Raw genomic sequence first — 21,959 nt, 5'->3', positions numbered from 1 at the left:
CACAAGAACTCTTGTACAACTACTCTTGTGGACTTATGGTGGGCGAATGAGCGAATCAGAGGAGCTCCGACCGGGCATCCGCCGGATCACCGAAGCTGCAGTGCTGAGCGCCATGGCCCATCCCTTTCGGGCGCGGCTGATCGACGCGCTCAAGGTCGACGGTCCCTCCACCGCCTCGGCCCTGTCGCAACGCACCGGCCAGGCCGTCGGCAGCGTCAGCCACCACCTCAAGGTGCTGTCCGAGGTCAAGGTCGTCGAGGAGGTGCCCGAGCTCGCCCGGGACCGCCGTGAGCGCTGGTGGCGCCTGGTCAACACCGGTTGGTCGTGGACGTCGTCCGACTTCGCCGACGATCCGGTCGCCGCCACGACCGCGGCCGCCGCCGAGTCCGCGCACTTCAACCGGCAAGTCGCGCGTACGCACGAGTGGCTCGACAGCCACGAGCCGGCTGGCGCATGGGCTGACGCAGCGTTCGCGACCCAGAACTGGTTGCACCTGACGCCCGCCGAGCTGCACGAGATGAGCGCCGAGATCGTCGAGCTGGTCCAACGCTGGCAGGACCGACCCGTCGACGATGACGCCGAGCTAGAGCCGGTCTTCGTCTACAGCCGGGGATTCCCGAGCCAGCCATGACCCCGACTCCGACACCGGTCGCCGAAGCAACGTCGCTGAGGCAGAACCGGAACTTCAACCTGCTCTGGCTCGGCGAGGGCGTCAGCCTCCTCGGCAACGCCACGACCGCCGTCCTGCTGCCGCTGCTCGCCGTCGTCGGGTTCAATGCCGGCCCCGGCTGGATGGGGGCGTTGACCGCGGCGACCTGGTTGCCGTGGCTCGTCATCGGCCTGCCGGCCGGCGCCTGGGTCGACCGACTGCCGCCGCGCCGGGTCATGATCACCTCGGACCTGGTCGCCGCCGCGGCGCTGGCGAGCGTCCCGGTCGCGTGGGCCACCGACACCCTGACCCTGGCCCAGCTCGTCGGGGTCGCGCTGGCCAACGGGACATGCGCCGTGTTCTTCCGCACGGCCTACGGCAAGCTCATCCCCGACATCGTGGAAGCCCGCCACCTCGAGCGGGCCAACGGGCGGATGTTCGGCACCGAGTCGGCGATGCAGGTGGTAGGACCCGGCGCCGGAGGTCTGATGGCACAGTTCCTGACCGCGGCAGGCGGCATCGCCGTCGACGCCGTGAGCTACCTGGTCTCGGCTCTGTGCCTCTCGCGCATCCACCCGTCAGCAGAGGCCACGGTCCCGGACGAGGACTCCGAGTCGTTGCGCATGCGCATCCGATCAGGCGTTGCCTACGTCGCCCGCGATCCGTACCTACGACCCCTGACCATCATCGGCGGGATGTCCAACTTCGGGCTGACCGGATTCACGACGTTGCTCGTGCTGTTCATGGTGGACGAGCTCGACCTGCCGGCTTCGGCGGTCGGCTTCGTCATGATGACCGGCAGTGTCGGCGGGTTGCTCGGCGCGGCCTTCGCCCGCCGGGTGTCGCAACGCCTCGGCTCGGGCCGCGCCTCGACCTGGTTGCTGGTCGCCTCCGGACCAACCACACTCCTGCTGCCGCTCGCCCGCCCGGGTTGGCAGATCGCCTGGCTGGTCGCCGGGCTGTTCCTCGTCGGGCTGTTCGTGGTGTCCGGCAACGTCATTCGCAACGCCTGGCGTCAGCAGTACGTGCCGGGCGCGCTGATGGGACGGGCCACCACCGCGAGCCAGGTGATCAACTACGGCACGATGCCGGTCGCCGCAGCGGTGGCGGGCGTGCTCGGCGAGCAGATCGGACTCCGCCCGACCATCGCCCTGATGGCGGCGATCCACCTCGTCGCGTGCCTCGCGATCTTGCGCACTCCCCTCGCCCGGCTGCACCACCTGCCGGCGCCCACTCAATCCCCGAGCGAGCTGCCGAGTCCACGACTTGGCGAGTCCAAGGCCTAGTTCGGCAGATAGAAGTCCGGGGCGGCGCGCGCCTTCTGCTCGAAAGCCCACCTGTGACCCCACCAGGTGCGGCTCGTGGCGCGGGCCGTGATCGTGGCGACGTCGAAGTCCATCCGACAGGTCAGGACCGTGGCGCCGTTGCGCTCCGCGATCCGCCGGGCGGCCGCGCAGGCGTCGTCGCCACCGACACTGGCCTGGGAAGCCGACAGCGCCGCCAGGTCCGCGGCCGCCGCGACCCGGTGACGCAACCTGACCAGCCCCGCCATCTCGGTGATGACGAGGCCGGCCACCACCAGCATCACGGCGATCGCAGCCGCAGCCATCGTCACCGCTCCGCGCTCCGGTCGCGACGTCACGGTGACTCCACGGTCGCCACGGAGTCGGCCTCCATCGTCTGGGAGCCCACCGACGAGAAGTAGGGCAGCGGCATGCGCGACCTGGCTGTCACGGTCACCGTGACCGTGCCGGAATCGGTGTCGACCGAGACCTTGGCGCCGGCCGGTGCGTGCCGCCGGGCGACGTCCTTGGCGTCCTGCACAGCCTCGCCTCGGGCGATCATGCGAGCCGCCTCACGCGACGCGTCCGTGATGCGGATCTGGGTCAGCCCCAAGGAGATGATCCAGAGCAGCAGGAACGCGAAGGCGACCGCGAACGGGGCGATCATCGCCAGCTCCGCAGTGACCATCCCGCGCTCTCGCCTCATCCGGCCCGGATGCCGAAACGGGGAAGGTGGTCGAACATGTCGCGCAAGGTCCCCCAGCCGAGCGCCCGTTCGAGGATCGCCCTGAAGGACTCCATCCACGGGTTGTCGCTGTCGAGGAGGCCCAGTCGATAGAGCACGGCGCCGATCATGACGGCACCCAAGGTGCCGACGGTGTATTCCGCGGTCGCCATGCCGCGGTCGTCGTGGTGGAACATGGTGAAACCCTTCGGTGGTGGGGGTCCGGGGCGACGAGACCGCCGCCCCGGACCGGGACGGTCAGAACGGCACGATGTCGGGGATCTTTTCGATCAAGTCCTTGACGAGGTCGCCGAACCAGGGCGACTGCCCGATCTTGACGAGCACGCCGCCGATCGTGCAGGCGCCCAACGTGCCGACCGTGTACTCGGCGGTCGTCATGCCTCGCTCGCCGCGGTGCAGGAGCTGCTTCATGTGGAGTCCTTTCAATGGATGAATCGGTCGAAAGAAGATGCGAAAGGTGCACCATGAATTGCGGCGCTGCTTGGCGGCTGGGGACAACCCAAGGTGGGCTCGCTCGCTGTGGACTCAGAAGCTGAACGAGCGGAACGTCGCGATGATCGTCGGGACGATCCCGATCAGGAAGAACGCCGGCAGGAAGCAGGCGCCGAGCGGCGCAGCCGTACGCACGGCGACCTTTCGACTGCGCTCGCGACGGGCGGCCCGGCGCTCACGTCGCAGGTCGTCCGCCACACCAGACACGACGTGCGCGACCGGCATGCCAGAGGACGCGGCCCGACGGAACGCCCGGCCCACGGGGGCGAGTGATCGGTCGGTGGCCAACGTGCGCCACACGGCCTCGGAGTCGCCGGCGATGGCCAGGCGCCCCGCGACCAGTCCGAGCTCGGAGCCGAGCGGGTCCGCCGTCGCTTCAGCGGCCAGCGCGAACGCCGTCACGGGTGGTCGTCCGACCTCGAGCGCGGCGACCATGAGGTCGAGCGCCGTCGGCAGCTGTGCCGCGATCTGCGCACTCCGCCGGCGCGCAGCGGCCGTCTCGAGCCGGCTCATTGATCGGTGGACGACGGGCGCGAGGCCGAGGCCGATCAACGGACCCAGCGGCAGGCCGAGCATCACGAAGGCTGCCACGGGGGTCAGCGCCGCAGCGACCACGGCCAGGTTGAGACGACCGGTCGACTCCTGTCCACCGAAGAGGGCGCGCTGCCGGGCGGTCGTGGACGCCGGCACGAGGAACCAGACGGCGAGGCCGAACAGCACGGCGGGAATCACGACTCTGCCTCTGCACCGATGGCGATGCGCTCGACCCAGGCGACCCCAGCGCAGGCAAGAGCACATCCGGACGCCAGGCACAGGACGCCCGGATAGGTGCCGGTGAGGATCGCGACCGGGTCTCCACCCATCCCCGATCCGAGCGCCAGCCCGAAGACCGGCAGCACCGCCATCAGGCGGCCCGTCGCCCGGGCGGGAGCCAGGCCCGACTCGACTTCTCGCTCGAGCTCGAGATCTCCTCGCGCGGTCTCCTCGAGCCGGTCCAGCACACGGGCCAGTGGCGCGCCGGACCGTTCGGCCACGAGCCACGCGCCGGCGAGCTCGCCGAGCAGCTCGGCACCCGTCTCATCGGCAGCAAGGCGCAGGGCTGCCGGGACGTCGCCGCCGAGCTCGGCTGCGTGCGCAGCGGGAGCGAGGACGTCGAACTCCGCTGCCAGACCACTGAGCGCTCGTTGCGGAAGGATCCCCGCGCGCAGCTCGGCCGACATCAGGCCGATGGCCTCGGACACGAGACGGCGCCGCTCACGCAAACGGGTGCGACGGGCCGAGGCACGCCACTGGCGGACGCCGAACACGCTAATCGCGACGATCGTGGCCACGAGGATGACGTGCGGCCCGGAGATGCCGACCCGGCCGGAGCCCCACGCCACAGCGATCAGCGCTGCGACGAGCATGGCCGGTCGCGGGGGCGAACGCCGGGCCACCGCGACCTCCAATCGGTGCCGGACGATCCACTGGCCGGGCGGGTGCCACAACCAGACCGCACCTGCGATGAGGAGCGCGGCCAGCACCGTCACCCCAGCACCAGCTCGAGCCGCTCATGACCAGGTCCCCTCTCGACCCCGCCGCTCCCGGACGACAGGGCGGGGAGGCAGGTGACCAGTCCATCGCGATCCCGCTGGAGGACCGCGATCTGCTCGACCTGCCGGACGCCCTCACGCCCCCTTGCGAGGTGAATGACCAGGTCGAGGCTCGACGCAAGCTGGCTGTGCACCGCCTCGCGCGGCAGCCCGGCTGCGACCCCGAGCGCCTCGAACCGGGCCGGCACGTCGACCGTCGAGTTGGCGTGCAACGTGCCGCACCCGCCCTCGTGACCGGTGTTGAGAGCGGCCAACAGATCCACGACCTCGGCACCACGCACCTCGCCCACGACGAGCCGGTCGGGGCGCATGCGGAGCGCTTGGCGTACGAGGTCGCGGACGGTCACCAGCCCGGCGCCCTCGACGTTGGCCGGCCGCGCCTCGAGACCGACGACGTGCGGATGATCGGGCCTCAGCTCGGTAGCGTCCTCGACGATCACGAGGCGTTCGGCCGGGTCGACCTCGGCCAGCAGCGCAGCCAGCAGCGTCGTCTTGCCCGACCCCGTGCCGCCGGTCACCACGAACGCCGCCCGAGCGGCAACGACGCGCTGCAGCACCTCGGCGGTCTCATCGGTGAGCGAACCGGCGGCCCGCAGCTCGGCCAACGAGAAGCTCCGTCGCGCCGGCACCCGCAGCGAGATCAGCGTGCCCGGGCGGGCCAACGGAGCCAGGACCGCGTGCAACCGGGTGCCGTCGCCGAGACGCGCGTCGACCCATGGGCTCGCGTCATCGAGCCTGCGCCCGGCCTGGGCGGCGAGTCGCTGGGCCAATCGACGTACGGACTCCTCGTCGGCGAACCGCACGGCAGTCTTCTCCAAGCCCCGGCCGCGGTCGAGGTAGACCTCGTCGGGCCCGTTGACGAGCACATCGGTGACGTCCGGAGTCGTCAGCAACGGGTCGAGGAGCCCGGCACCGCGGGTCTCGCTGCGGAGCTGGTCGACCAGGGCCAGGACCGTGCCGCTGCCCGCCACGTGGTGCTCCGCGCGAAGAGCCGCCGCCACGGTGTGCGGCGTCGGCTCGGAGGTGCCGGCAGCCAGCCGCCGTCGTACGCGCTCGAGGATCGGCAGCTCATTCATGACTTCTCCAACCCGAGGGTGTCGAGGAGGGCGGACGTCGTACGCCGAGCCGGCCGGGAGCGTCCGGGGCCCAGGCCGCGATCGACGGCCGCGCGGATGCGACGGTCGACCCGGTGTCGCACCAGCACCGGCAGACCCAGCGCGTCGGACACCGCCGCCGGACCGATGCCACCGGGTCGGCCCACGCTGATCACCACGATCGACGAGGCGGCCTGCTGCAGCCGGTCGAGAACGTGCCGCGCGGCACCCACGCCGCAGACGTCCTCGGCCACGACCAGCACGGTGAGCACCGACCGGCCGACGATGTCGACGCCGAAGTCATCGAGATGTCGCGGCACGTCAGCCACGACCAGGTCGAAGCCCCGCACCGCCGCCGTGAGGACCGATGGGACCGCAGGCGGCAGGAGGGCTGTGCCCGTGCGGTCCCACGACAGGGTCGACACGCCGTGGTGCACCGGCAGTACGTCGGCCAGCGACCCCGCGCTGAGCCGGCCACGGGTCGCATCGAAGTCGTGCCACCTCAGTCCCTCGGCACGCTCGGCTCCCATCAGCAGCTCCAGACCACCGCCGAGCGGGTCGGCGTCGAACAGCAGCGACCGCAGCCCGCGCCGCTGCGCCACGAGGGCGAGTGCGACCGAGAGGGTCGACACGCCGACGCCACCTGATCCGCCGATCATGCTGACCAGGCACGCCTCGCCGCGCCCGTCCAACGCCGCGGCCAGCACCTCGAGGATGCGCTCCTCCTCGTCCATCCCGCACACCGCAGCGGCGCCGAGCGCGACCGCGTCGGGCCACCACCTCGACGGCTCTCGCGCCAGGAGGACGACGTGCTCCCGCCGCGGCAGGGCAGCGCGAGCGAGGTCGCCGGCAAGGTCCTCGCCGACGATCACGACCGATGCCTGCCGCCACGACCTCCGCGTCGCGGTGAGGTCGGGCGCCACCTCTGGCACGGCTCCGACCGCGGCGCACCAGCGCAATGCATCGTCCAGCAGCAGCTCGTCGGCGGTGGCGATCAAGGGAGCAGCGAGGTCGGGCATACGTACGAGCGTCGCCGCCCCGGCGAGCCGGCGAAACCCGCCGCGGCAGGCCTGTGGACGGCCGAAGCCGACCCTTGGGATGTGGACCCGCCTATCCTGAACGGGTGAGCCCCACGAGGTCTGCCGCATTCTTCGACCTGGACAAGACCATCATCGCCAAGTCGAGCACGCTTGCCTTCAGCAAGCCGTTCTTCCAGGGCGGGCTGCTCAGCCGTCGAGCGGTGCTCCGCAGCGCGTACGCCAACTTCATGTTCGGCATCAACGGCGCCGACCACGACCAGCTCGAGCGCATGCGCGCCTATCTCACCCAGATGGTCACCGGCTGGGACGTCGAGGTCGTCCGCCAGTCCGTCGCCGAGACGTTGCACTCGATCATCGACCCACTTGTCTACGAAGAGGCCGTCGACCTGATCGAGGAGCACCAGGCGGCCGGCCGCGACGTTGTCATCGTCTCGGCGTCGGGCAGCGAGGTCGTCGAGCCGATCGGCGAGATGCTGGGCGTCGACCACGTCATCGCCACGACCCTGCTGGTCGAGAACGGCCGCTACACCGGCGACGTCGACTTCTATGCGTACGGACCCAACAAGGCCGTGGCGATGGAACGCCTCGCGGCCGAGCGCGGCTACGACCTCGCCGAGTCGTATGCCTACTCCGACTCCGAGACCGACGCACCCATGCTGCAGGCCGTCGGGCACCCGTTCGCGGTCAACCCCGACAAGGCGCTGCGCCGGATCGCCGAGGACAACGGCTGGCCGATCCTGGCCTTCGGCCGTCCGGTCGCGCTGCGCCGCAGGCTCGGCCTGCACACCAAGGTCGGCAAGGCCGCCGCGGTCACCGTCGTCGCCAGTGCGATCGGCGCGATCACGATGGCGCTGGTGTCACGCCGCAAGCACCGCGTCACGGCCTGACCTTGTGAAGCAAAGCGCACAACGTTACGACCCAGTAGGCCTCGCGTCGTCCGGCCGGTTGGCGTAGACAAGGAACCAAGAACTCCATAGTCACCCAGAACGGCAAAGCAGCTCAGTACCCACGCGGCGATCACCCGTCTCAATGGGAACGTTGCTCGAGGACTCCGTCCCACTCAGGGATTCAGGCGGGGGCTCGACGACTCAGATCCAGCACGCTTGGTAGCCGGGCCAGCTTGCCAGGCGGCGCCATTCCCCCGGGGATCGGCGCCGCCGCTCTGTGTGAGCAGCGACAGCCGAGAGACCGTCAGCTCGTGAGTCCGCCGTCGACGACCAGCACCTGGCCGGTGATGAAGTCATTGTCATCACTCGTCAGGAACTGCACGGCGCGCGCGACATCGCCCGGCTCGCCGAGTCGCCCTGCGGGAGTACGCCGGATGATCTGTTGCATCTGGCCCTCGTCCAGCCCGTGACTCATCTCGGTGCGCAGGTAGCCGGGCGCGACGGAGTTGACCGTGATGCCCCTCGACCCCAGCTCGCGCGCCAGCGAACGGGTGAACGCGTCGAGCGCTCCCTTGGTCGCGGCGTAGACCGAGAGGCCCCGATAGCCGGACAGCCCGACGATCGACGAGATGTTGATGATCTTGCCGGCTCCCTTGGAGAGCATCCGCCGGCTGACGAGCTTGGTGACCTGGAACGTCGCCTTCATGTTGAGGTCGACGACCGTGTCGACGTCCTCGTCCGCGAACACCGCGAGGATGCCGTCACGCGCGACACCTGCGTTGTTGACCAGGATGTCCACGCCGCCCCACTTGGTCACGACGGCCTGCACGAAGGCCGCGGCCTCGTCGCGAACGGCCAGGTCGGCCTCCACGAAGAGGAAGCGGTCGGCCGAGGCCGGATCGGAGGACCAGGCCTCGACCTCGGGTGTCGTCGACCTGGCGCACGTTGCCACCCGGTCGCCGCTCTCGAGGTAGGAACGGACGAGGCCAGCTCCGAGCCCCTTGCTGCCGCCGGTGATGATGACGATTCGGTCAGCCATGTTGATTCTCCTGGGATAGGTCGCGCCGGACTGTCTTGCTGCCGATCGTGCTGATCTCAGGAACGAATCGGATGCTGCGGGGGCGGTACGCGGGAGGGAGGTCCTCGCAGGCGGTGCGGATCGCCGCGTTGAGCTCGTCGAGGTCGACGCCCGGAGCCGCCACGACCTCCACTGCGACGATCGCGCCGGCGACCGAGCTGGCGCGACCGAAGACCCGGAGGGCGGAGACGCCCGGAACGGTGTCGATGCGCTCCTCGACCGGGAGCGGGTGCACCTTGACGCCGCCCACGTTGATGACCTCGGAGATGCGTCCACGGAAGTGCAGTCGGCCCTCGTTGACGTCGACGAGGTCGCCCGTCGCACGCCACGATCCGTCTTCCAGGTCCGGCTCTCCGTAGTAGCCGAGCATGCCCGTGCCGGTACGCGCCCAGAGCTCGCCGTCGACGACCTTGAGCTCGACCCCGGTCTTGGACTCGAGCACCGAGATCGGCAGTCCGTTCTCCCGGTCCTTGACCGAGGAGATCGCGCCGAACTCGCTCGCGGCATAGATCTGGGTGATCTTGGCGTCCGGGAAGGCCTGCGCGAGATCACCCAGCAGCCGGCTCGGGATGGCCTCGCCGCCCAACGTGATCTGTCGCAGTGACGGCGCGCCTCGACCGTCGGCAGCCATCTCGGCCAGCACGAATCGCCAGAACGTCGGAGTCGCGCTGGCGTGGGTGACCGCCTGGTCACGCATCGCGGCCAGGCCGTCCGCCGGCTGGAAGCTGGGGGCCACCACGAGGAGCGCGGCCGAGCTCATGGTGTGGATCAGGACCTGGAGGCCGCCGAACTGGTTGAGGCTGTAGCCGAGGAGCCAACGCTCCTGGGTCGCCTGGATGTCGGAGCGGCGGGCCAGGAGCCTCGACCAGTCGTGTCGTACGGCTCGCGGGGCCCCGGTGGTGCCGGTCGTGAGGACGAGGTGCGGCTGGCGCGCAGGTGCGGCAGCTCCGTCCTCGAGGGGCTCTCCGGCCGCGACCAGCTTCGAGGGATCGAGCACCGAGTAGTCACCGGCGAACGGCTCCGGCGACACGACGACGTCATGGTCGAAACGCTCGGCGAGGTCGGCCACCATCTCAGGAGACGCGGTCGGGGGGTAGATGCAGGCTTCGACACCGGCGAGCGAAGCGCCACCCAGGAGGGCCACCAGGGTGTGGGGGTCCGGATCGCGGATCGCGAATCGTTCGATGCCTGCCCGGCGGAGATTCGCCGCTGTCCTACGGGCGGCCAGCAGGAGGTCGCCGTATGTCGACTCCCTGGACGCGTAGGAGATCGCCGGAGCCGAGGCGTCATGCGCCGCGGCAGCCGCGAGCAGCTCGATCAAGCCGGCTTCTCGCCGTAGAACTCCACGATCTCGCCGACGGTCTGCGGGAACTGACCCGCGCTGAACGGGTCGCGGCCGAGCTCGTCCTCGAGCATGACCGACAGCTCAGCCGTCTGGAGCGAGTCCAGCCCGATGCCGTCGGCGAAGAGCGCGGTGCCGAGCTCGACACTGTCTTCCTTCTTCTGGTGCTTCAAGAACGTCTTGATAGTCCCCAGAATGCGGTCGGACTGTTCCACTTCGCTCTCCTACTGATCGAGTTGATCGGACGACAATCAGGGCCGCCGTGACGGACTACCGTACGGCGGCGAACATACCGTAACCCAGCGTGCCGTCCCGCCACAGGGACTCCAGGATCTCGGTGCTCCGGACGAAGTCGTCAAGGCCCTGCTGGCCGAGTGCGTCGGCGACCTCGTCAGCGTGCGCCTCGGCGTTCGCGCGCCAGCGGTCGAACGTGGGCAGCGTCTGCTGCGTCAGGTCGTCGGCCTGGTCGACGACCAGGCCGGCAGCCTGGGCGAACTCGACGTAGGTGGCGAGCGGCTCCATGCGGGCCTCCCCGAACGCGGCGCGCAACGTGGCGAACTCGTCGGCGCGGTCGCGCAGCTCGCGGAACGGGATCTCGCGGTGGCGCACGATGTCGCACAGCGTCATCCGTCCGCCGTCCGTCAGGACGCGCGCACACTCGCTCACGAGCTCCTTGCGCTGCCGCATCAGGTGGGACGACTCGAGCACCCAGACCCGGTCGAAGCTGCCGGAGTCGAAGCCGTTGTCAGTGCCGTCGCGGAGCTCGAACGACACCTGGTCGGACAGCCCGCGCTCGGCGGCCCGAAGGGTCGCCGCCTCGACGCCGACCTCACTGGTGGTGATCCCGACGACCTGTACGTCGAACCGCTCCGCGAGGTCGCAGGCCGGCGCTCCGGTGCCGCAGCCGACGTCGAGCACGCGCAGGCCGGGCCGCAGCTGCGCGGCGTCGGCCATCAGGTTCGTCAGCGCACCGGTCGCGGTCGGGAGGTCCTCGTCGCCGGTCTGGAACACTCCGTAGTGGAGCTCCGCTCCCAGCAACAGGCCCCATGCCCGCGTGACATGGTCGTAGTGCGCAGCAGGTGTGTGATCCGCGTTCACGCGTCACCGGTCCTTTCAAGCATTTCTCGCCTGGACGCGGTACGTGTGGCGGACGACCGCGGTGGTTGGAACATCGGAATCGACTTCCGCTGTCGACGGTCGAACGACGACTCAGCTGGAGAATCCCGATTACCGTACTCGATCTCGGCAGCGCCGGTGAGCACCGCATCGCACGTCTTCGTCACAGTGGTTTCGACCCGCTCAGTGCTCGAACGTTCGCAGCCGCTTGGCCACGGCGTCCGCGACGGCCTGCATGCCCACGGCGCGCGGGTGGACGACGACTCCGTCGCCCGGCCGCGCCGTCATGCCGTTGACCCATGCGTCGTCGCCGGCGCACATCCCGTGGCCACGGCCGACCGTGCGCATCGAGACGAACTCGATCTTGGCCTCGGCAGCCGCGGCCCGGAGGTTGCCCTCCACGCCCCGCTCGGCGTCGTAGATGCTGCGCTGGTCGGCGCGCGGCAGGACCGACTCGGGGCAGGCGTCGGGCTCGGGGAGGACCGGCAGGTAGCCGACCAGCACCACGGTCGCCTTGGGCGCATCGCCGCGGATCTCCTGGAGCGCGACGAGCACGTCATCGCGCTCCTTCTTCAGGAGCTTGCGCATGCTGCCCCCGACGTAGTCCTGGCAGGCGCCCGCCTTGGGCTTGGCGGTCGGGATGCAGGAAGCGAGCAGGTTCGTGAACAGCAGGTCGTTGTTGTAGCCGATGCCGACGGTCACGAGACGAGTCTGGTCGGTGAGGGCGTCCTCCTGCGCGCGTACGGTCTTCTGGCCGGGGACGGGCACGTCGTGCAGCAGGTGATAGGTCGAGGCGCCTGCGCAGCTGACGTCGATGACCTTCGGTATGCCGAGCTCCTTGGCCAGCAGGTGCGGGTAGTTGCGCTTGGACTGGAGGCAGACGTTCGGCGCAGGCTGCTGCGGCGAGATCTCCGGCCCCGAGACGAAAGAATCACCCATCGCGACGTACTGGGTGATCTTGCTGGGTGGCACGAGCGGCTGGCTGTCCGACGCCGGCGGCGGCGGTTCGGACTGTTGACACGCGCTGAGCGCCAGGACCATGGCCGACACGGCCAGGAGAAGCAGGCGCTGCGTGCGCCTAGGTCGCCGAGTCATGCCGCGAGGCTATCCAATGGGCTCGAACGTGAGGGCTAACGGGTCAGCGACTGGATCGCCGCGAGACCGGCGGCGTCCTTGCCGTGCACGACGGCGACGTCCCAGTAGACCTGCGCGCGGCCGTCGACTGGCTCGTCGAGCACTGCCGCCCCGGTCCCGACGTCGGCGATCGCGAAGTGGCCGACCGGCCGGCCGTAGTTGTCCCACACCGCCACGGCCTCGTAGCCCAGCTCGGCCAGCTCGGCCCAGACCGCCAGCGGGTCGTTGCCGGCGAGCCTCGACAGCTTGTGGTCGTACTCGAAGAACAGGACCGGCGTGGAGTCAGCCCACGTACGGGCGATGGCCGGGATCAGCTCGACGTCGTAGCCGTCGGTGTCGGACTTGGCGAGTCGAAGGGACTCGAAGGCCGGGTGGTCGACCCGAAGCTGGTCGGTGCTCACCGAGCTCGCCGTGAGGTCGGACGTCCCCGGCTCGAACCGGGTCGTGCCGCCCACGCGTACGGGAGCCATGGGCACGTCGGACGCCCCGGCCGTGAGCAGGGACTCCTGCACCGTCACACGCGGGTCGCCGTCGACGTTGCGGTGGAGATAGTTCAGGAAGTAGGCATCCGCCTCGACGCAGAGCACCGTCGCGTCGGTGGCGGCGAGGATCTGGAGCGTCGAGTCACCCACGTTGGCGCCGACGTCGAGCACCGTCAGGGGCTCGTCACCCGCAGCGAGCAGCTCGGCCAGGCGTACCAGGTTCTGTCCGTAGGCGGGCATCACGCGCGCGTAGTCGGGCAACCGGTGCGACCACGGCAGCGTCATGCGTACGCCTTGCACCTCGCGCACCACGGCGCGGTCGGGCCACGCATCCCGGACCGCCCACCCGAGGCGGCGCGTGATCCGGGCGAGGAACGGTTCGGACGTCCGCGACGACCCCGTCATCGGAGCGCTTCGTGCGAGGCCTGCGGATCGTCCCCGACCCGGCGACGGGTGCCTCCCGACGACTTCTTGGGAGTGAGCTCAGCGCGCTCGAAGGTCTCTCCGTAGCCGTAGCCGTAACCGTAGCCGTAGCCGTAGTCACCACCGCCACGGCGAGGTATGCCGTTGAGGACGACGCCGTAGAGCCGGCCACCGAGGCCCTCGATGCGCTCAGCAGCGAGGCGCAGGACCTCCTTGCGCGTGCGGCCGAAGCGGGCCAGCAGGAGCACGCCGTCGACGTGGCGGATCAGCGTCGAGGTGTCGGCGACCGGAAGGATCGGCGGCGCGTCGATGACGATGACGTCGTACGTCTGACGTACCGAGCTCAACAGGTTGCCCACCGCCTCGGTCTCGAGGACCTCCGACGGGTTGGGCGGCACGGGACCAGTCGGCAGGACGTCGAGTCCGCTGGGGTGACCCTGGATCGCGCCGGTCAGCGTCACGTGGCCGAGCAGCACCGACAGCATGCCGACGGCGTTCTCGAGGCCGAGGTCGGTCGCGACGCTGGGGCTGCGCAGGTCGCAGTCGATCAGCAGGACGGCCTGGCCCGACGCCGCGAGGGACTGAGCGAGGTTGACGGCGGTCAGCGTCTTGCCCTCGTTGGGCAGCGCACTGGTGACCAGGATCATCTGGCCGCGGCCGTCGAGGTCGGCGAAGCGCAGGTTGGCCCGCAGCACCCTGAACGCCTCGGCGAGCGGGCTGTCGGAGCGGACGTTGCTCCGGCGGTCCTTGGCCACGGCCGAGTCGAGTGGCAGCGCCGAGATGACGGGCGCCCCGGCGACGGTCTCGGCATCGCTGCGAGCCTTGATCGTCAGGTCGAGCCGGTCGCGCAGCACGGCGCCCATGAAGCCGACCAGTCCGCTGAGCAGCAGTCCGATGAAGAAGTAGAGCCACGTCGGAGGGCCGATGGGCGACGAGTTGAGCGTCGGATCGCCGGCGGACCGGCCGACGACTGTCGCCGGCACGTTCTTGGTGGGACGCTCCAGGTCGGTGACGAGGCCGAGCAGCTGCTCGACCTCGGCATCGGCCACGTCCTTGGCCTCCTGCGGTGTCGGCCCGGTGGCCGTGACCTGCACGATCTGGGTGTTGACCACGACGGAAGCGGTGATGCGCTCAGCCAGCTCGCTGGTCGAGATCGGCTTCTCGAGCCGGTTGGCGACCTTCTGGAGCAGGGTCGGGTCCTTGGCGAGATCGGCGTACGAAGACGCGCGCTGCGTGACGAGGAGCGTGGCGAACGCGTCGCTCGGCGAGCCGTTGGGCGTCACGATGAAGATGCGGCCGGTCGACTCGTAGGTCGGGGTGCGGGTCAGCGCGAACGCCGCGGTGAGGATCCCGCCCAGGAGGAGGGTCACCACGATGAACTTCCATCGCACCCGGAGCACCCTCATGAACTGTTGCAGGTCCATTCACCCTCCGGTGACACTCGATCCCGGATCGGCAGGCCCGACCCGCGACGAGTTTATGCGATCGTCGGCGTTCCGGGGCAACTTGGGGTCTCGAACCGCCGAAGCCCGCCTGCCGTCCGTCGCTAGGATGTCATCACGCTCGCAGACGGACGGGCCAGTGACAGAAGAGAGACGATGTCAGCAGAGGACAGGGCGCCCCTGAGCGTCCGCATGCGACCCGCCATCAGCCGTACGGCCGCCAAGGTCCGGCGCCAGGTCGCCAGGGTCGACAATCCCGAGGTCCGCAAGGCCCGTACGTTGGTGCGCCGGGCCCGTCGATCACCGGGTGAGATCGTGGCGCTCGGTGACTCGATGGTGAGCTGGATCGCGCCGTACGACACCGATCGACGTCCCTTCCACCAGATGCTGCGGGAGTCTTTCGGCTCGGACACTCCGATGCACGTGGTCCACGGCGGCAGCTACAACCCGCCGCTCTACAACCAGTACCTCCGCCTGCTCGAGGGCCATCCGCCGCCCTCGCTGGTGATCCTGCCGCTGACTCCCCGCGTGCGGACCCTGCCGTGGATCGAGCACCCCGCGCACGGACACCAGCAGGCCATCCGCTTCCTCTCGAGCCTCGACGCCGGCACCCCGCCGCGGCGGATCCGCAAGGGATTCGGTCCGGTCGCTGCCGAGGAGTTCGCGCGGTTCTACGCCTTGCGGTTCCCCACGTGGGCCGGCGACCTCACGATCGGCGACTACGTGCATCCGCTCAAGCAGGATCGTCTCGACGAGGAGGAGGCCGCCACGCTCCTGTACGCCTATCACCACGGCGGCGAGATCGTGCCCGGCGAACCCCTCGACATGGTGCGTGAGCTCGGCGCTCGACTGCGCGCCCTCGGCGTACCGGTCATCGTCTACCAGACGCCGGTCCCGGTCGAGAAGGGCGTCGAGCTGCACGGTCCGGCATTCCGCGAGCTGGCCGAGCGCAACTTCACGACCCTCGAGGACGCCTTCGTGTCGGGCTACGGCGACATCGAGATCCTGCGGACCGGCCTCGACGTGCCGACCTCTCACTTCATCGACTGGCGGGACGGGTCGGAGCACCTCAACCAGCACGGCCGCTCGACGATCGCCACCGCTGTCGTCGACGCCGCCAAGGCCCTCCGGGCCTAGCCCGGGACCAGGAGCGCCGATGCCACCGGAGGAGAGACAGTCGCTCAGGGTGCGGTTCGCCTACAGCCGGCCGGCCGCGGCACTGCGCCGCGCGCGAGCGCGGGTCGACAACCGCGAGGTCCGGGAGGGCCGCAACCTGGCGCGCCTGATCCGCAACGGCCCGCTCGACGTCCTGCTGTTCGGCGACTCGGTCGCCGCGTTCACCGCCCCCTACGACGCCGACCCGCGGCCACTGCACACGATGGTGCGTGACGCGTTCGGCGAGGACGTCCCCAGCCACGCCGTCTTCGGCGCCGGCTTCAAGCCACTCCTCTTCGACGCATATGCGCGCCAGCTCGAAGGCCATCCGTCGCCGCCGCTGGTCATCATCCCCCTGATGCCACGCCTGAGCTCGTTCCCCTGGGTCGAGCACCCGGTCTACGGCCACCGCCGGGCGACCCGGTTCCTGTCGACGGTCGACGGCTCGACGCCGCTCGGCAAGATCCGCACCGGCTTTCCTGCGCCCACGCAGGCCGACTTCGACCGGTTCCATGGGCTGAGCTTCACGACGTGGGCCGGCGACCTGCGGATCGGCGACTACATCCGCCAGCTGAAGGGTGGCGGCCTGAGCGAGCTCGACGCCGCCAAGCTGCTGTACGCCTATCACTACGGCGGAACGCTCGACGCCGGCAGCGCTCCGGTCGATGCGCTGCGCAGCCTCGGTCAGCGGCTCCGCGGTCTCGGTGCCCAGGTCATCGTCTACCAGTCACCGCTGCCGGTCGAGAAGGGCGTCGAGCTCCACGGCGAGGCGTTCCGCGACCTGGCCGAGCGCAACTTCGAGGTGCTCGAAGCCGCCTTCGTGGACGGCTACGGAGAGGTGCCCGTCGTGCGCATCGGGCTCGAGTCGCCGACCTCGCACTTCGTCGACTGGCGCGACGGCACCGAGCACCTCAACGAGGTCGGCCGGTCGAGCGTCGTCGACGCTGTCATGGCCGCCGCCACAGCGCTGAGGTCCTAGGGCGCGCCTGCCAATCGGCGGGCGGCAGGACGCCATCGGCCTCGGCCAAAGCCGGCTCGTCCTCGATCAGGTCCCGGCGCCACTCCACGGAGGCGTCCTCGTCGTTGCTCATCCACCACAGCGCGAGCACGAAGCCGAAGACGGTCGCCACGGTCTTGGTCTGGATCAGGTCGGCCACCGTCCAGTACCACAGCGTCCCGATGAGCGTCGCGATCAGCGCACCGGCCAGGGCACGGTCGAGCTTCAGCGACTGGACGGCCGCCCTGATGCTGCCGACGTTGAAGAGCACGAAGCCCAGACCCAGGATGATGCCGCCGCCCGCGAGCACACCGACATAGAGGGTGTGCGCCTCGGCGATGAACTGGACCCCGATCCCGAAGAACGGCGAGTTGTGGAAGTCGTGCAGCCCTTGGGCCAGGACCTCTCGACGGCCGTCGTCGCTGACGGTCGTGGTGCTGTTGCTCGTGAGGCGAGTCTGCTGCAGCACCTCCTCGGCGAGGGACGGGACGGCCAGCAGCACGGCGAGGACGGCCACACCGACGGCGGCGACCACTTCATGGACGCGGCGGCGCACGGTGGGGAGCAGGAACATGCACAGCACCAGCACGATCACCGCCGCGACGATGGGTCCGCGCGACCCCGAGACGTAGAGGCCGCCGAGAAGGAGCGGCACGCCGCCCCAGCCGACCAGCTTGAAGATCAGGCGGGGCTGCAGAGCGAGCCAGCAGGCCAACCCCATACCCATGACTCCCGTCGTCCCCAGACGAAGGGGATGGCTCGTGAACCCTGAGGCGCGCACGCCCGACGGGTAGGGCACCGCACCGAAGAGGTTCAACAGGATCGGCTGACCGTAGTAGCCGGCGATCGCGGCCATGCAGCACAGCGCGGCGCCCGCGACGTAGGCGGCGATGAGCCACCGCAAGGCTCGGGGCATGAGCATGCACGCCAGCACGATGACGCCGGGTATGGCGTAGTTGTTGAACAGCAGGGAGGCCAACGACGACAGCTGCCCCGGCCTCTCCCCCAGCGCGGTCCCGACTGCGGAGGTGGCGTATCGCTCGTTGTAGTAGGCCTCGGAGATGGGGAACACCAGCAGGAAGCAGGACGCGACGACGGCGCTCACGCCGTACGCGTGCAGCCACCACGGGACCGGCGGGAGCCGGCGCGGATCCAGCGTGGGAGCCAGCAGCATCCCACCGAAGATCAGGAAGAGTTGACGCACACCGACTGGTCCGATGCCGACGTCGTCCCAGGAGGCGGTGAAGCAGTAGAGCCCGATCAGCACGACGCCGAGGACGGCCATGCGTACGCCGGAGATCACGACGAGGCACCCGACTGCGATGAGCGCCGAGAGGACGAACCAGATCTGCGCGGTCTGCAGCACCGACCAGAGGATCAGCAACATCCCGAGCACCACCATCACGAAGGAGACGGTGGCCGCCTTCGTGGCGGGGGTGATGCGAGGGGTCATGTCACGGCGTCGTTGCATGCGGTTGCGACCTGGTCGACCGGCGCAGCTTGTTGCGCACGGTGCTGTAGAGCTTGGCGTGCCGGATCGGCTGCGTCAGGATGCCGATCAGGTAGAGCGTCGAGGCCCTGACCGCGATGAAGCGCTCGCGCAGCGACCGGGAGTGCGCGAGCCTGATCTCCGTCGCCTCGCGAATGATCGGCCACGTCGTGTTGGCGCCCTTGCTGTCGTCGTGCCAGCGCAGGCCGCCGAACACCTCGGGGATGTAGACGATGGAGGGCTCGGTCTCCGCCAGCCGCGCGAACAGGTCCATGTCCATGCAGTACTGGTAGTCAGCGTTGAAGCCGCCGACCTCGCGGACCAGCGAGGTGCGGTAGGCGAACGAGCCCGTGAACATGTTGGAGCCCAGGCCGATGAACGCCTTGCGCGAGAACTCGCCCGGCGTGTACGTGCGCACGACCCGGCCGTCGTTCTTGAAGATCGTGCTGCGGCCGGCGACGAGATCGGGCTTGTCGACGAGCGCGGTCCGCACCGAGTCGAGCGCGCCGGGGTAGATGATGTCGTCGGCGTTGAGCCACACGATGTAGTCGTTGGTGGCCTTGTCGAGCGCCTTCTGCAGCGCGTCGGCCTGGCCCTTGTCGCGCTCGCTCACCGACTGGAACCACGGCTGGTCGCCCCAGCGGGCCACCACGGCGTCGACGGATCCGTCGTTGGAGCCGCCGTCCTGGATGATGACCTCGTCGCCGTCGACCAGCTGGTCCTCGATCGACTCGATCGTCAGCGCGAGGTAGGGGCCGGCGTTGTAGGACGGGACAAGGAAGCTGAGGGGGACGGTAGCGGTCATCGTCCGCATTCTCCTGACTGGTGACTGACGGAAGGCATCGAGGCGTGGCGCCTCAGTGTACTCATCTGGACCCGGTGTTCTGGCGTTCGACCAGCGCCTCGAGGATCCCGCGAGTCCGGCGGATCGTCGACTCCCACGTGAACTCCTCGCCGCGGCCGCGTGCCGCTGCGCGCTGCTCGTCCGTCATCGCCTCCGCGGCGCGTACGGCGTCCGCCAGGGCATCGGCCGTCCAGTCCTTCATGACGAAGGCGTGACCGCCGGCCACCTCGATGGTGGCCCGCTCCGGACCGATCACGACGGCCTTGCCGAGTCGCATGCCCTCGGCGACCGGCAGGCCGAATCCCTCGAAGTCGGACGGGAACACGATCATCTCGGCCTCCGCCATGACCCGCACGAACTCATCGTCGGGCAGGAAGGGTGCCAGCTCGACAGCGTCGGTGAGCCCCCGGTCCGCGATGGCCTGCTTCAGGCGCTCACGCTGCGCGCCCGGCACCCCGAGCATCAGCAGGCGCGGCGTCCGGCCACCCGCGGCCACGAGGCTCTGCCAGGCGTTGAGGACCAGGTCGACGTTCTTGTTGGTGTGGTGCGCGAACGTGATGGCCGGGCCGTCCGTACGAGCCGCGGGCCAGGCCGTCACATGGTCGGCGCCGAGGTGCGCCACGGCGCTGGGGATGGCCCGTGTGTGCGGATGACGCTCGTACAGGTCGTCGAGGCTGCGCTGCGAGATCGACAGCATGCCGTCGGCGGTGCGGTAGCCCCGGCCGTATGACACCCGGCGCATCAGGCGCTTGGCTCGCGTGAACTGCTCGGGTCGCATCTCGTGCCGGAGGTCGTAGAGCACCATCGCCATGGGCGGTCCCGGGCGCAGCAGCGTCGTCGACGGGAGCGTCGCCAGCACGACGTCGGGCCGCACCTGCCGCACCAGTCGTCGTACGTGCCGGGTCTGCGCCCACGGACGGCGGACGGCGGACGGCCGTCCGACGCGTACGGCATGGCGGGTGTGCCCCGGCATCGGGAGCGTGGAGTCCTCCGGGACGAGGACGTGCAGCTCGTCGTCGGGGAAGAACTCGCCCCACTGGTCGAGCAGGTGCTCGGCGTACGTGCGGATGCCGCCGAACTCGGCGCACATCGCGTCGACGACGATCCTCACCTGATCGGGCCGTCGGCCTTCTGCACGAAGATCATCAGCGTGGGGGCGAATGTGGGCGGCGTGAGCCGGCCGAGCAGGGCGGCCATGCGCCAGGCAAGGGGAGAACGGCCGAAGTAGGTCGGCTCGCTGGTGTGCCCGTAGACATAGACGCTGTGGGCGCCGAACAGCCGGCGCAGGTCGCGCCGGGTGTTCATCTGGTAGCGGGTCGGGAACACGTCCTCGGCCTTGCGGTCGGGCTGCAGCTTGGAGAGCGTACGCACGTGCATCCGGTTGGGCACCGCTCGGGCCGCGACGCCGATCATGCCCCACTTGTTGGGGGTGCGGGCGGCGAACCAGCCGCCCGGCTTGAGCACGCGCATGACGTCGTCGGCCACGTCCCGGCGCTCGGCCGCACCGACGTGCTCGAGGACGTGGTCGGCAATCACCAGGTCGAACGATGCCTCGTCGAACGGCAGCGGATCGCCCAGCGGCACGACCTTGGCGGTGTCGAGGGCCGGGTTGTCGAGGACGGCCGGATCGACGTCCGTGCCCACGACCTCGCCCACCCGGCCGCGCAGCATCCGCAGACGCACGGACATCTGCGGCATGGGGTCGACCGCCCACTGACCACGGCCGGCGCCGAAGTCGAGCACGCGGCTCTTCTCGTCCACCAGGGCGTTGATGCGCGTGTAGAACTCGATCTGCCCGTCGGTCCGCGAGTAGCCGCCGACCGCTGCCTCGGGGTAGAGGCGCTGGAGGGTGGGGTCGGGGGTGAATCCTGCGTCCGTCATGTCGCCTTCCTCATGAACAGTCCGTCGCACTGCAACAGCCGTCCGGTGTCGTCGGAGATTCCGGTCTCGAGCGCCCAGAGCTCGAGTCCGTGGATGCTGAGGTCCTGCACGAGCTCGTCGTACAGCTGCTGCCCCTCGTAGAGCTCGACGAAGCTCAGCTCGAGCTGCACGGCGGCGAACCGGTCGAGCAGGTCCCCCGCCCCGTCGAGGACCTGCCGTTCGTAGCCCTGCGTGTCGACCTTGAGCAGGCAGCGCTCCGGTGCCACGGCATGATCGCGGACCAGCTCGGCCACCGTCGTCACCTGGACGTCCTGGGTGCCGATCGTCGCCGACTTCGGATCCGCGGACACATGCCGCTGGGTCATCGTGAGCAGAGATGAGGAGTAGGAGTTGCCGGCGACGTTGATCGTCGTGCTGCCCGGCTCGGCGCCGACCGCGGCGTGCACCGTCGACCACTGCGGGTCGCCCGACGCGCGCTTGACCAGCACGGCGTGTGCCGAGTCGAGGGGCTCCACCGACACGATGCGGCCGGCGAACCCGGCGTGGCGCACCATCTGGCCGAACTGGCCCACGTTGGCACCGATGTCGATGACCGTGTCGATGCCCGCGTGGTCGAGCGACCGGCGCAGGCGGTTGACGTAGGGATCTCGTCCGATGTCGAGGTTGGCCCGCCCGAGAGTGCGGCGGACGACGAGCTTGGCCCTCTCGCGGGTCCGCTGCCGGAGCGTCTGGTCGGTCACGGTGCCATCACGGAGCTCGCGTTCACAGGGCAACCCTACAATCCGCATCGCCGA

Annotated in this window: 25 protein-coding genes; 5 read left to right on the top strand and 20 right to left on the bottom strand. The window is 69.8% G+C overall.

The genetic code is table 11. The features are described 5' to 3' along the window. Nucleotides 1-46: 46 nt before the first annotated feature. Both BOSE46_RS06540 and BOSE46_RS06535 read left to right on the top strand, forming a co-directional pair. A complete protein-coding gene (locus BOSE46_RS06540; protein WP_159539479.1) occupies nucleotides 47-631 on the top strand; it encodes a helix-turn-helix transcriptional regulator in 585 nt (194 codons plus the stop codon). Then, on the top strand, nucleotides 628-1,935 hold the full coding sequence (locus BOSE46_RS06535; RefSeq protein WP_159539478.1) for an MFS transporter: 1,308 nt from the start codon (nucleotides 628-630) through the stop codon (nucleotides 1,933-1,935). Before BOSE46_RS06540 ends, BOSE46_RS06535 begins: the two co-directional genes overlap by 4 nt. Here the strand turns inward: BOSE46_RS06535 and BOSE46_RS06530 are convergent. The 8 genes from BOSE46_RS06530 to ssd all read right to left on the bottom strand — a co-directional run bounded on the left by BOSE46_RS06530 (nucleotide 1,932) and on the right by ssd (nucleotide 6,874). Beyond that, complete coding sequence (locus BOSE46_RS06530) at nucleotides 1,932-2,291, bottom strand: Rv3654c family TadE-like protein (RefSeq protein ID WP_159539477.1); 360 nt, start codon at nucleotides 2,289-2,291, stop codon at nucleotides 1,932-1,934. The genes BOSE46_RS06535 and BOSE46_RS06530 overlap by 4 nt on opposite strands. Next, entirely contained in the window at nucleotides 2,288-2,620 is a 333-nt protein-coding gene (locus BOSE46_RS06525; RefSeq protein ID WP_159539476.1) for a TadE family type IV pilus minor pilin, read from the bottom strand. Before BOSE46_RS06525 ends, BOSE46_RS06530 begins: the two co-directional genes overlap by 4 nt. Nucleotides 2,621-2,634: 14 nt before the next feature. Further along, a complete protein-coding gene (locus tag BOSE46_RS06520) occupies nucleotides 2,635-2,853 on the bottom strand; it encodes a DUF4244 domain-containing protein (protein ID WP_159539475.1) in 219 nt (72 codons plus the stop codon). A 61-nt stretch (nucleotides 2,854-2,914) separates the two neighbouring features. After that, entirely contained in the window at nucleotides 2,915-3,088 is a 174-nt protein-coding gene (locus BOSE46_RS06515; RefSeq protein ID WP_159539474.1) for a DUF4244 domain-containing protein, read from the bottom strand. A 114-nt stretch (nucleotides 3,089-3,202) separates the two neighbouring features. Beyond that, nucleotides 3,203-3,901 carry a type II secretion system F family protein gene (locus BOSE46_RS06510; protein WP_159539473.1) on the bottom strand — a complete coding sequence of 233 codons (699 nt, stop codon included), beginning with the start codon at nucleotides 3,899-3,901 and terminating at the stop codon, nucleotides 3,203-3,205. Continuing rightward, entirely contained in the window at nucleotides 3,898-4,698 is an 801-nt protein-coding gene (locus BOSE46_RS06505) for a type II secretion system F family protein (protein ID WP_159539472.1), read from the bottom strand. The genes BOSE46_RS06510 and BOSE46_RS06505 overlap by 4 nt, the downstream gene beginning before the upstream one ends. Then, nucleotides 4,695-5,837, bottom strand: coding sequence for a TadA family conjugal transfer-associated ATPase (locus BOSE46_RS06500; RefSeq protein WP_159539471.1), 1,143 nt, complete (start codon nucleotides 5,835-5,837; stop codon nucleotides 4,695-4,697). The genes BOSE46_RS06505 and BOSE46_RS06500 overlap by 4 nt, the downstream gene beginning before the upstream one ends. Continuing rightward, nucleotides 5,834-6,874 carry a septum site-determining protein Ssd gene (ssd, locus tag BOSE46_RS06495; protein WP_159539470.1) on the bottom strand — a complete coding sequence of 347 codons (1,041 nt, stop codon included), beginning with the start codon at nucleotides 6,872-6,874 and terminating at the stop codon, nucleotides 5,834-5,836. The genes BOSE46_RS06500 and ssd overlap by 4 nt, the downstream gene beginning before the upstream one ends. Nucleotides 6,875-6,978: 104 nt before the next feature. Here ssd and BOSE46_RS06490 point away from each other — a divergent pair, with 104 nt between their 5' ends. Next, nucleotides 6,979-7,782: an HAD family phosphatase gene (locus BOSE46_RS06490; protein WP_236551642.1), complete on the top strand. Its 804-nt coding sequence runs from the start codon at nucleotides 6,979-6,981 to the stop codon at nucleotides 7,780-7,782. Nucleotides 7,783-8,086: 304 nt separating this feature from the next. Here BOSE46_RS06490 and BOSE46_RS06485 read toward each other — a convergent pair whose 3' ends face one another. The 7 genes from BOSE46_RS06485 to BOSE46_RS06455 form a co-directional block, all read right to left on the bottom strand. Continuing rightward, nucleotides 8,087-8,821 (bottom strand): SDR family NAD(P)-dependent oxidoreductase, encoded by a 735-nt coding sequence (locus tag BOSE46_RS06485; protein WP_159539468.1) that lies wholly within the window; start codon nucleotides 8,819-8,821, stop codon nucleotides 8,087-8,089. After that, nucleotides 8,814-10,181, bottom strand: a complete 1,368-nt coding sequence (locus tag BOSE46_RS06480; protein ID WP_159539467.1) for a class I adenylate-forming enzyme family protein — start codon at nucleotides 10,179-10,181, stop codon at nucleotides 8,814-8,816. The genes BOSE46_RS06485 and BOSE46_RS06480 overlap by 8 nt, the downstream gene beginning before the upstream one ends. Beyond that, a complete protein-coding gene (locus BOSE46_RS06475; protein ID WP_159539466.1) occupies nucleotides 10,178-10,417 on the bottom strand; it encodes a phosphopantetheine-binding protein in 240 nt (79 codons plus the stop codon). The genes BOSE46_RS06480 and BOSE46_RS06475 overlap by 4 nt, the downstream gene beginning before the upstream one ends. Before the next feature lie 55 nt (nucleotides 10,418-10,472). After that, nucleotides 10,473-11,300: a cyclopropane-fatty-acyl-phospholipid synthase family protein gene (locus tag BOSE46_RS06470; RefSeq protein WP_159539465.1), complete on the bottom strand. Its 828-nt coding sequence runs from the start codon at nucleotides 11,298-11,300 to the stop codon at nucleotides 10,473-10,475. Nucleotides 11,301-11,501: 201 nt separating this feature from the next. Next, nucleotides 11,502-12,413: an SGNH/GDSL hydrolase family protein gene (locus BOSE46_RS06465; protein ID WP_159539464.1), complete on the bottom strand. Its 912-nt coding sequence runs from the start codon at nucleotides 12,411-12,413 to the stop codon at nucleotides 11,502-11,504. A gap of 35 nt (nucleotides 12,414-12,448) precedes the next feature. Then, on the bottom strand, nucleotides 12,449-13,339 hold the full coding sequence (locus BOSE46_RS06460) for an FkbM family methyltransferase (RefSeq protein WP_159539463.1): 891 nt from the start codon (nucleotides 13,337-13,339) through the stop codon (nucleotides 12,449-12,451). Beyond that, on the bottom strand, nucleotides 13,336-14,781 hold the full coding sequence (locus BOSE46_RS06455; RefSeq protein WP_159539462.1) for a polysaccharide biosynthesis tyrosine autokinase: 1,446 nt from the start codon (nucleotides 14,779-14,781) through the stop codon (nucleotides 13,336-13,338). Before BOSE46_RS06455 ends, BOSE46_RS06460 begins: the two co-directional genes overlap by 4 nt. Before the next feature lie 174 nt (nucleotides 14,782-14,955). Between BOSE46_RS06455 and BOSE46_RS06450 the strand changes: the two genes are divergently transcribed. Next, complete coding sequence (locus BOSE46_RS06450) at nucleotides 14,956-15,936, top strand: hypothetical protein (protein WP_159539461.1); 981 nt, start codon at nucleotides 14,956-14,958, stop codon at nucleotides 15,934-15,936. Nucleotides 15,937-15,955: 19 nt separating this feature from the next. Next, nucleotides 15,956-16,933, top strand: a complete 978-nt coding sequence (locus BOSE46_RS06445; protein ID WP_159539460.1) for a hypothetical protein — start codon at nucleotides 15,956-15,958, stop codon at nucleotides 16,931-16,933. On the opposite strand, the gene BOSE46_RS06440 is transcribed toward BOSE46_RS06445, so the two are convergent. From BOSE46_RS06440 to BOSE46_RS06420, 5 genes are all read right to left on the bottom strand, one after another. Next, nucleotides 16,902-18,404 (bottom strand): O-antigen ligase family protein, encoded by a 1,503-nt coding sequence (locus BOSE46_RS06440; RefSeq protein WP_159539459.1) that lies wholly within the window; start codon nucleotides 18,402-18,404, stop codon nucleotides 16,902-16,904. The two genes, BOSE46_RS06445 and BOSE46_RS06440, sit on opposite strands and share 32 nt — an antisense overlap. Nucleotide 18,405: 1 nt before the next feature. Beyond that, nucleotides 18,406-19,245, bottom strand: coding sequence for a glycosyltransferase (locus BOSE46_RS06435; RefSeq protein ID WP_159539458.1), 840 nt, complete (start codon nucleotides 19,243-19,245; stop codon nucleotides 18,406-18,408). Nucleotides 19,246-19,306: 61 nt separating this feature from the next. Further along, nucleotides 19,307-20,395, bottom strand: a complete 1,089-nt coding sequence (locus tag BOSE46_RS06430; protein ID WP_159539457.1) for a glycosyltransferase — start codon at nucleotides 20,393-20,395, stop codon at nucleotides 19,307-19,309. Beyond that, nucleotides 20,392-21,165 (bottom strand): bifunctional 2-polyprenyl-6-hydroxyphenol methylase/3-demethylubiquinol 3-O-methyltransferase UbiG, encoded by a 774-nt coding sequence (locus tag BOSE46_RS06425; protein ID WP_159539456.1) that lies wholly within the window; start codon nucleotides 21,163-21,165, stop codon nucleotides 20,392-20,394. The genes BOSE46_RS06430 and BOSE46_RS06425 overlap by 4 nt, the downstream gene beginning before the upstream one ends. Then, the gene (locus BOSE46_RS06420; protein WP_159539455.1) at nucleotides 21,162-21,905 is read right to left on the bottom strand and encodes an FkbM family methyltransferase; all 744 of its coding nucleotides are present in this window, start codon (nucleotides 21,903-21,905) and stop codon (nucleotides 21,162-21,164) included. Before BOSE46_RS06420 ends, BOSE46_RS06425 begins: the two co-directional genes overlap by 4 nt. Nucleotides 21,906-21,959: the final 54 nt, after the last annotated feature.

It is taken from the genome of Aeromicrobium sp. 9AM, from assembly GCF_902506105.1.
Lineage (GTDB): Bacteria > Actinomycetota > Actinomycetes > Propionibacteriales > Nocardioidaceae > Aeromicrobium.
The sequence above is the reverse complement of the archived record's forward strand: the minus strand, read 5'-3'. Positions and strand labels throughout refer to the sequence as shown.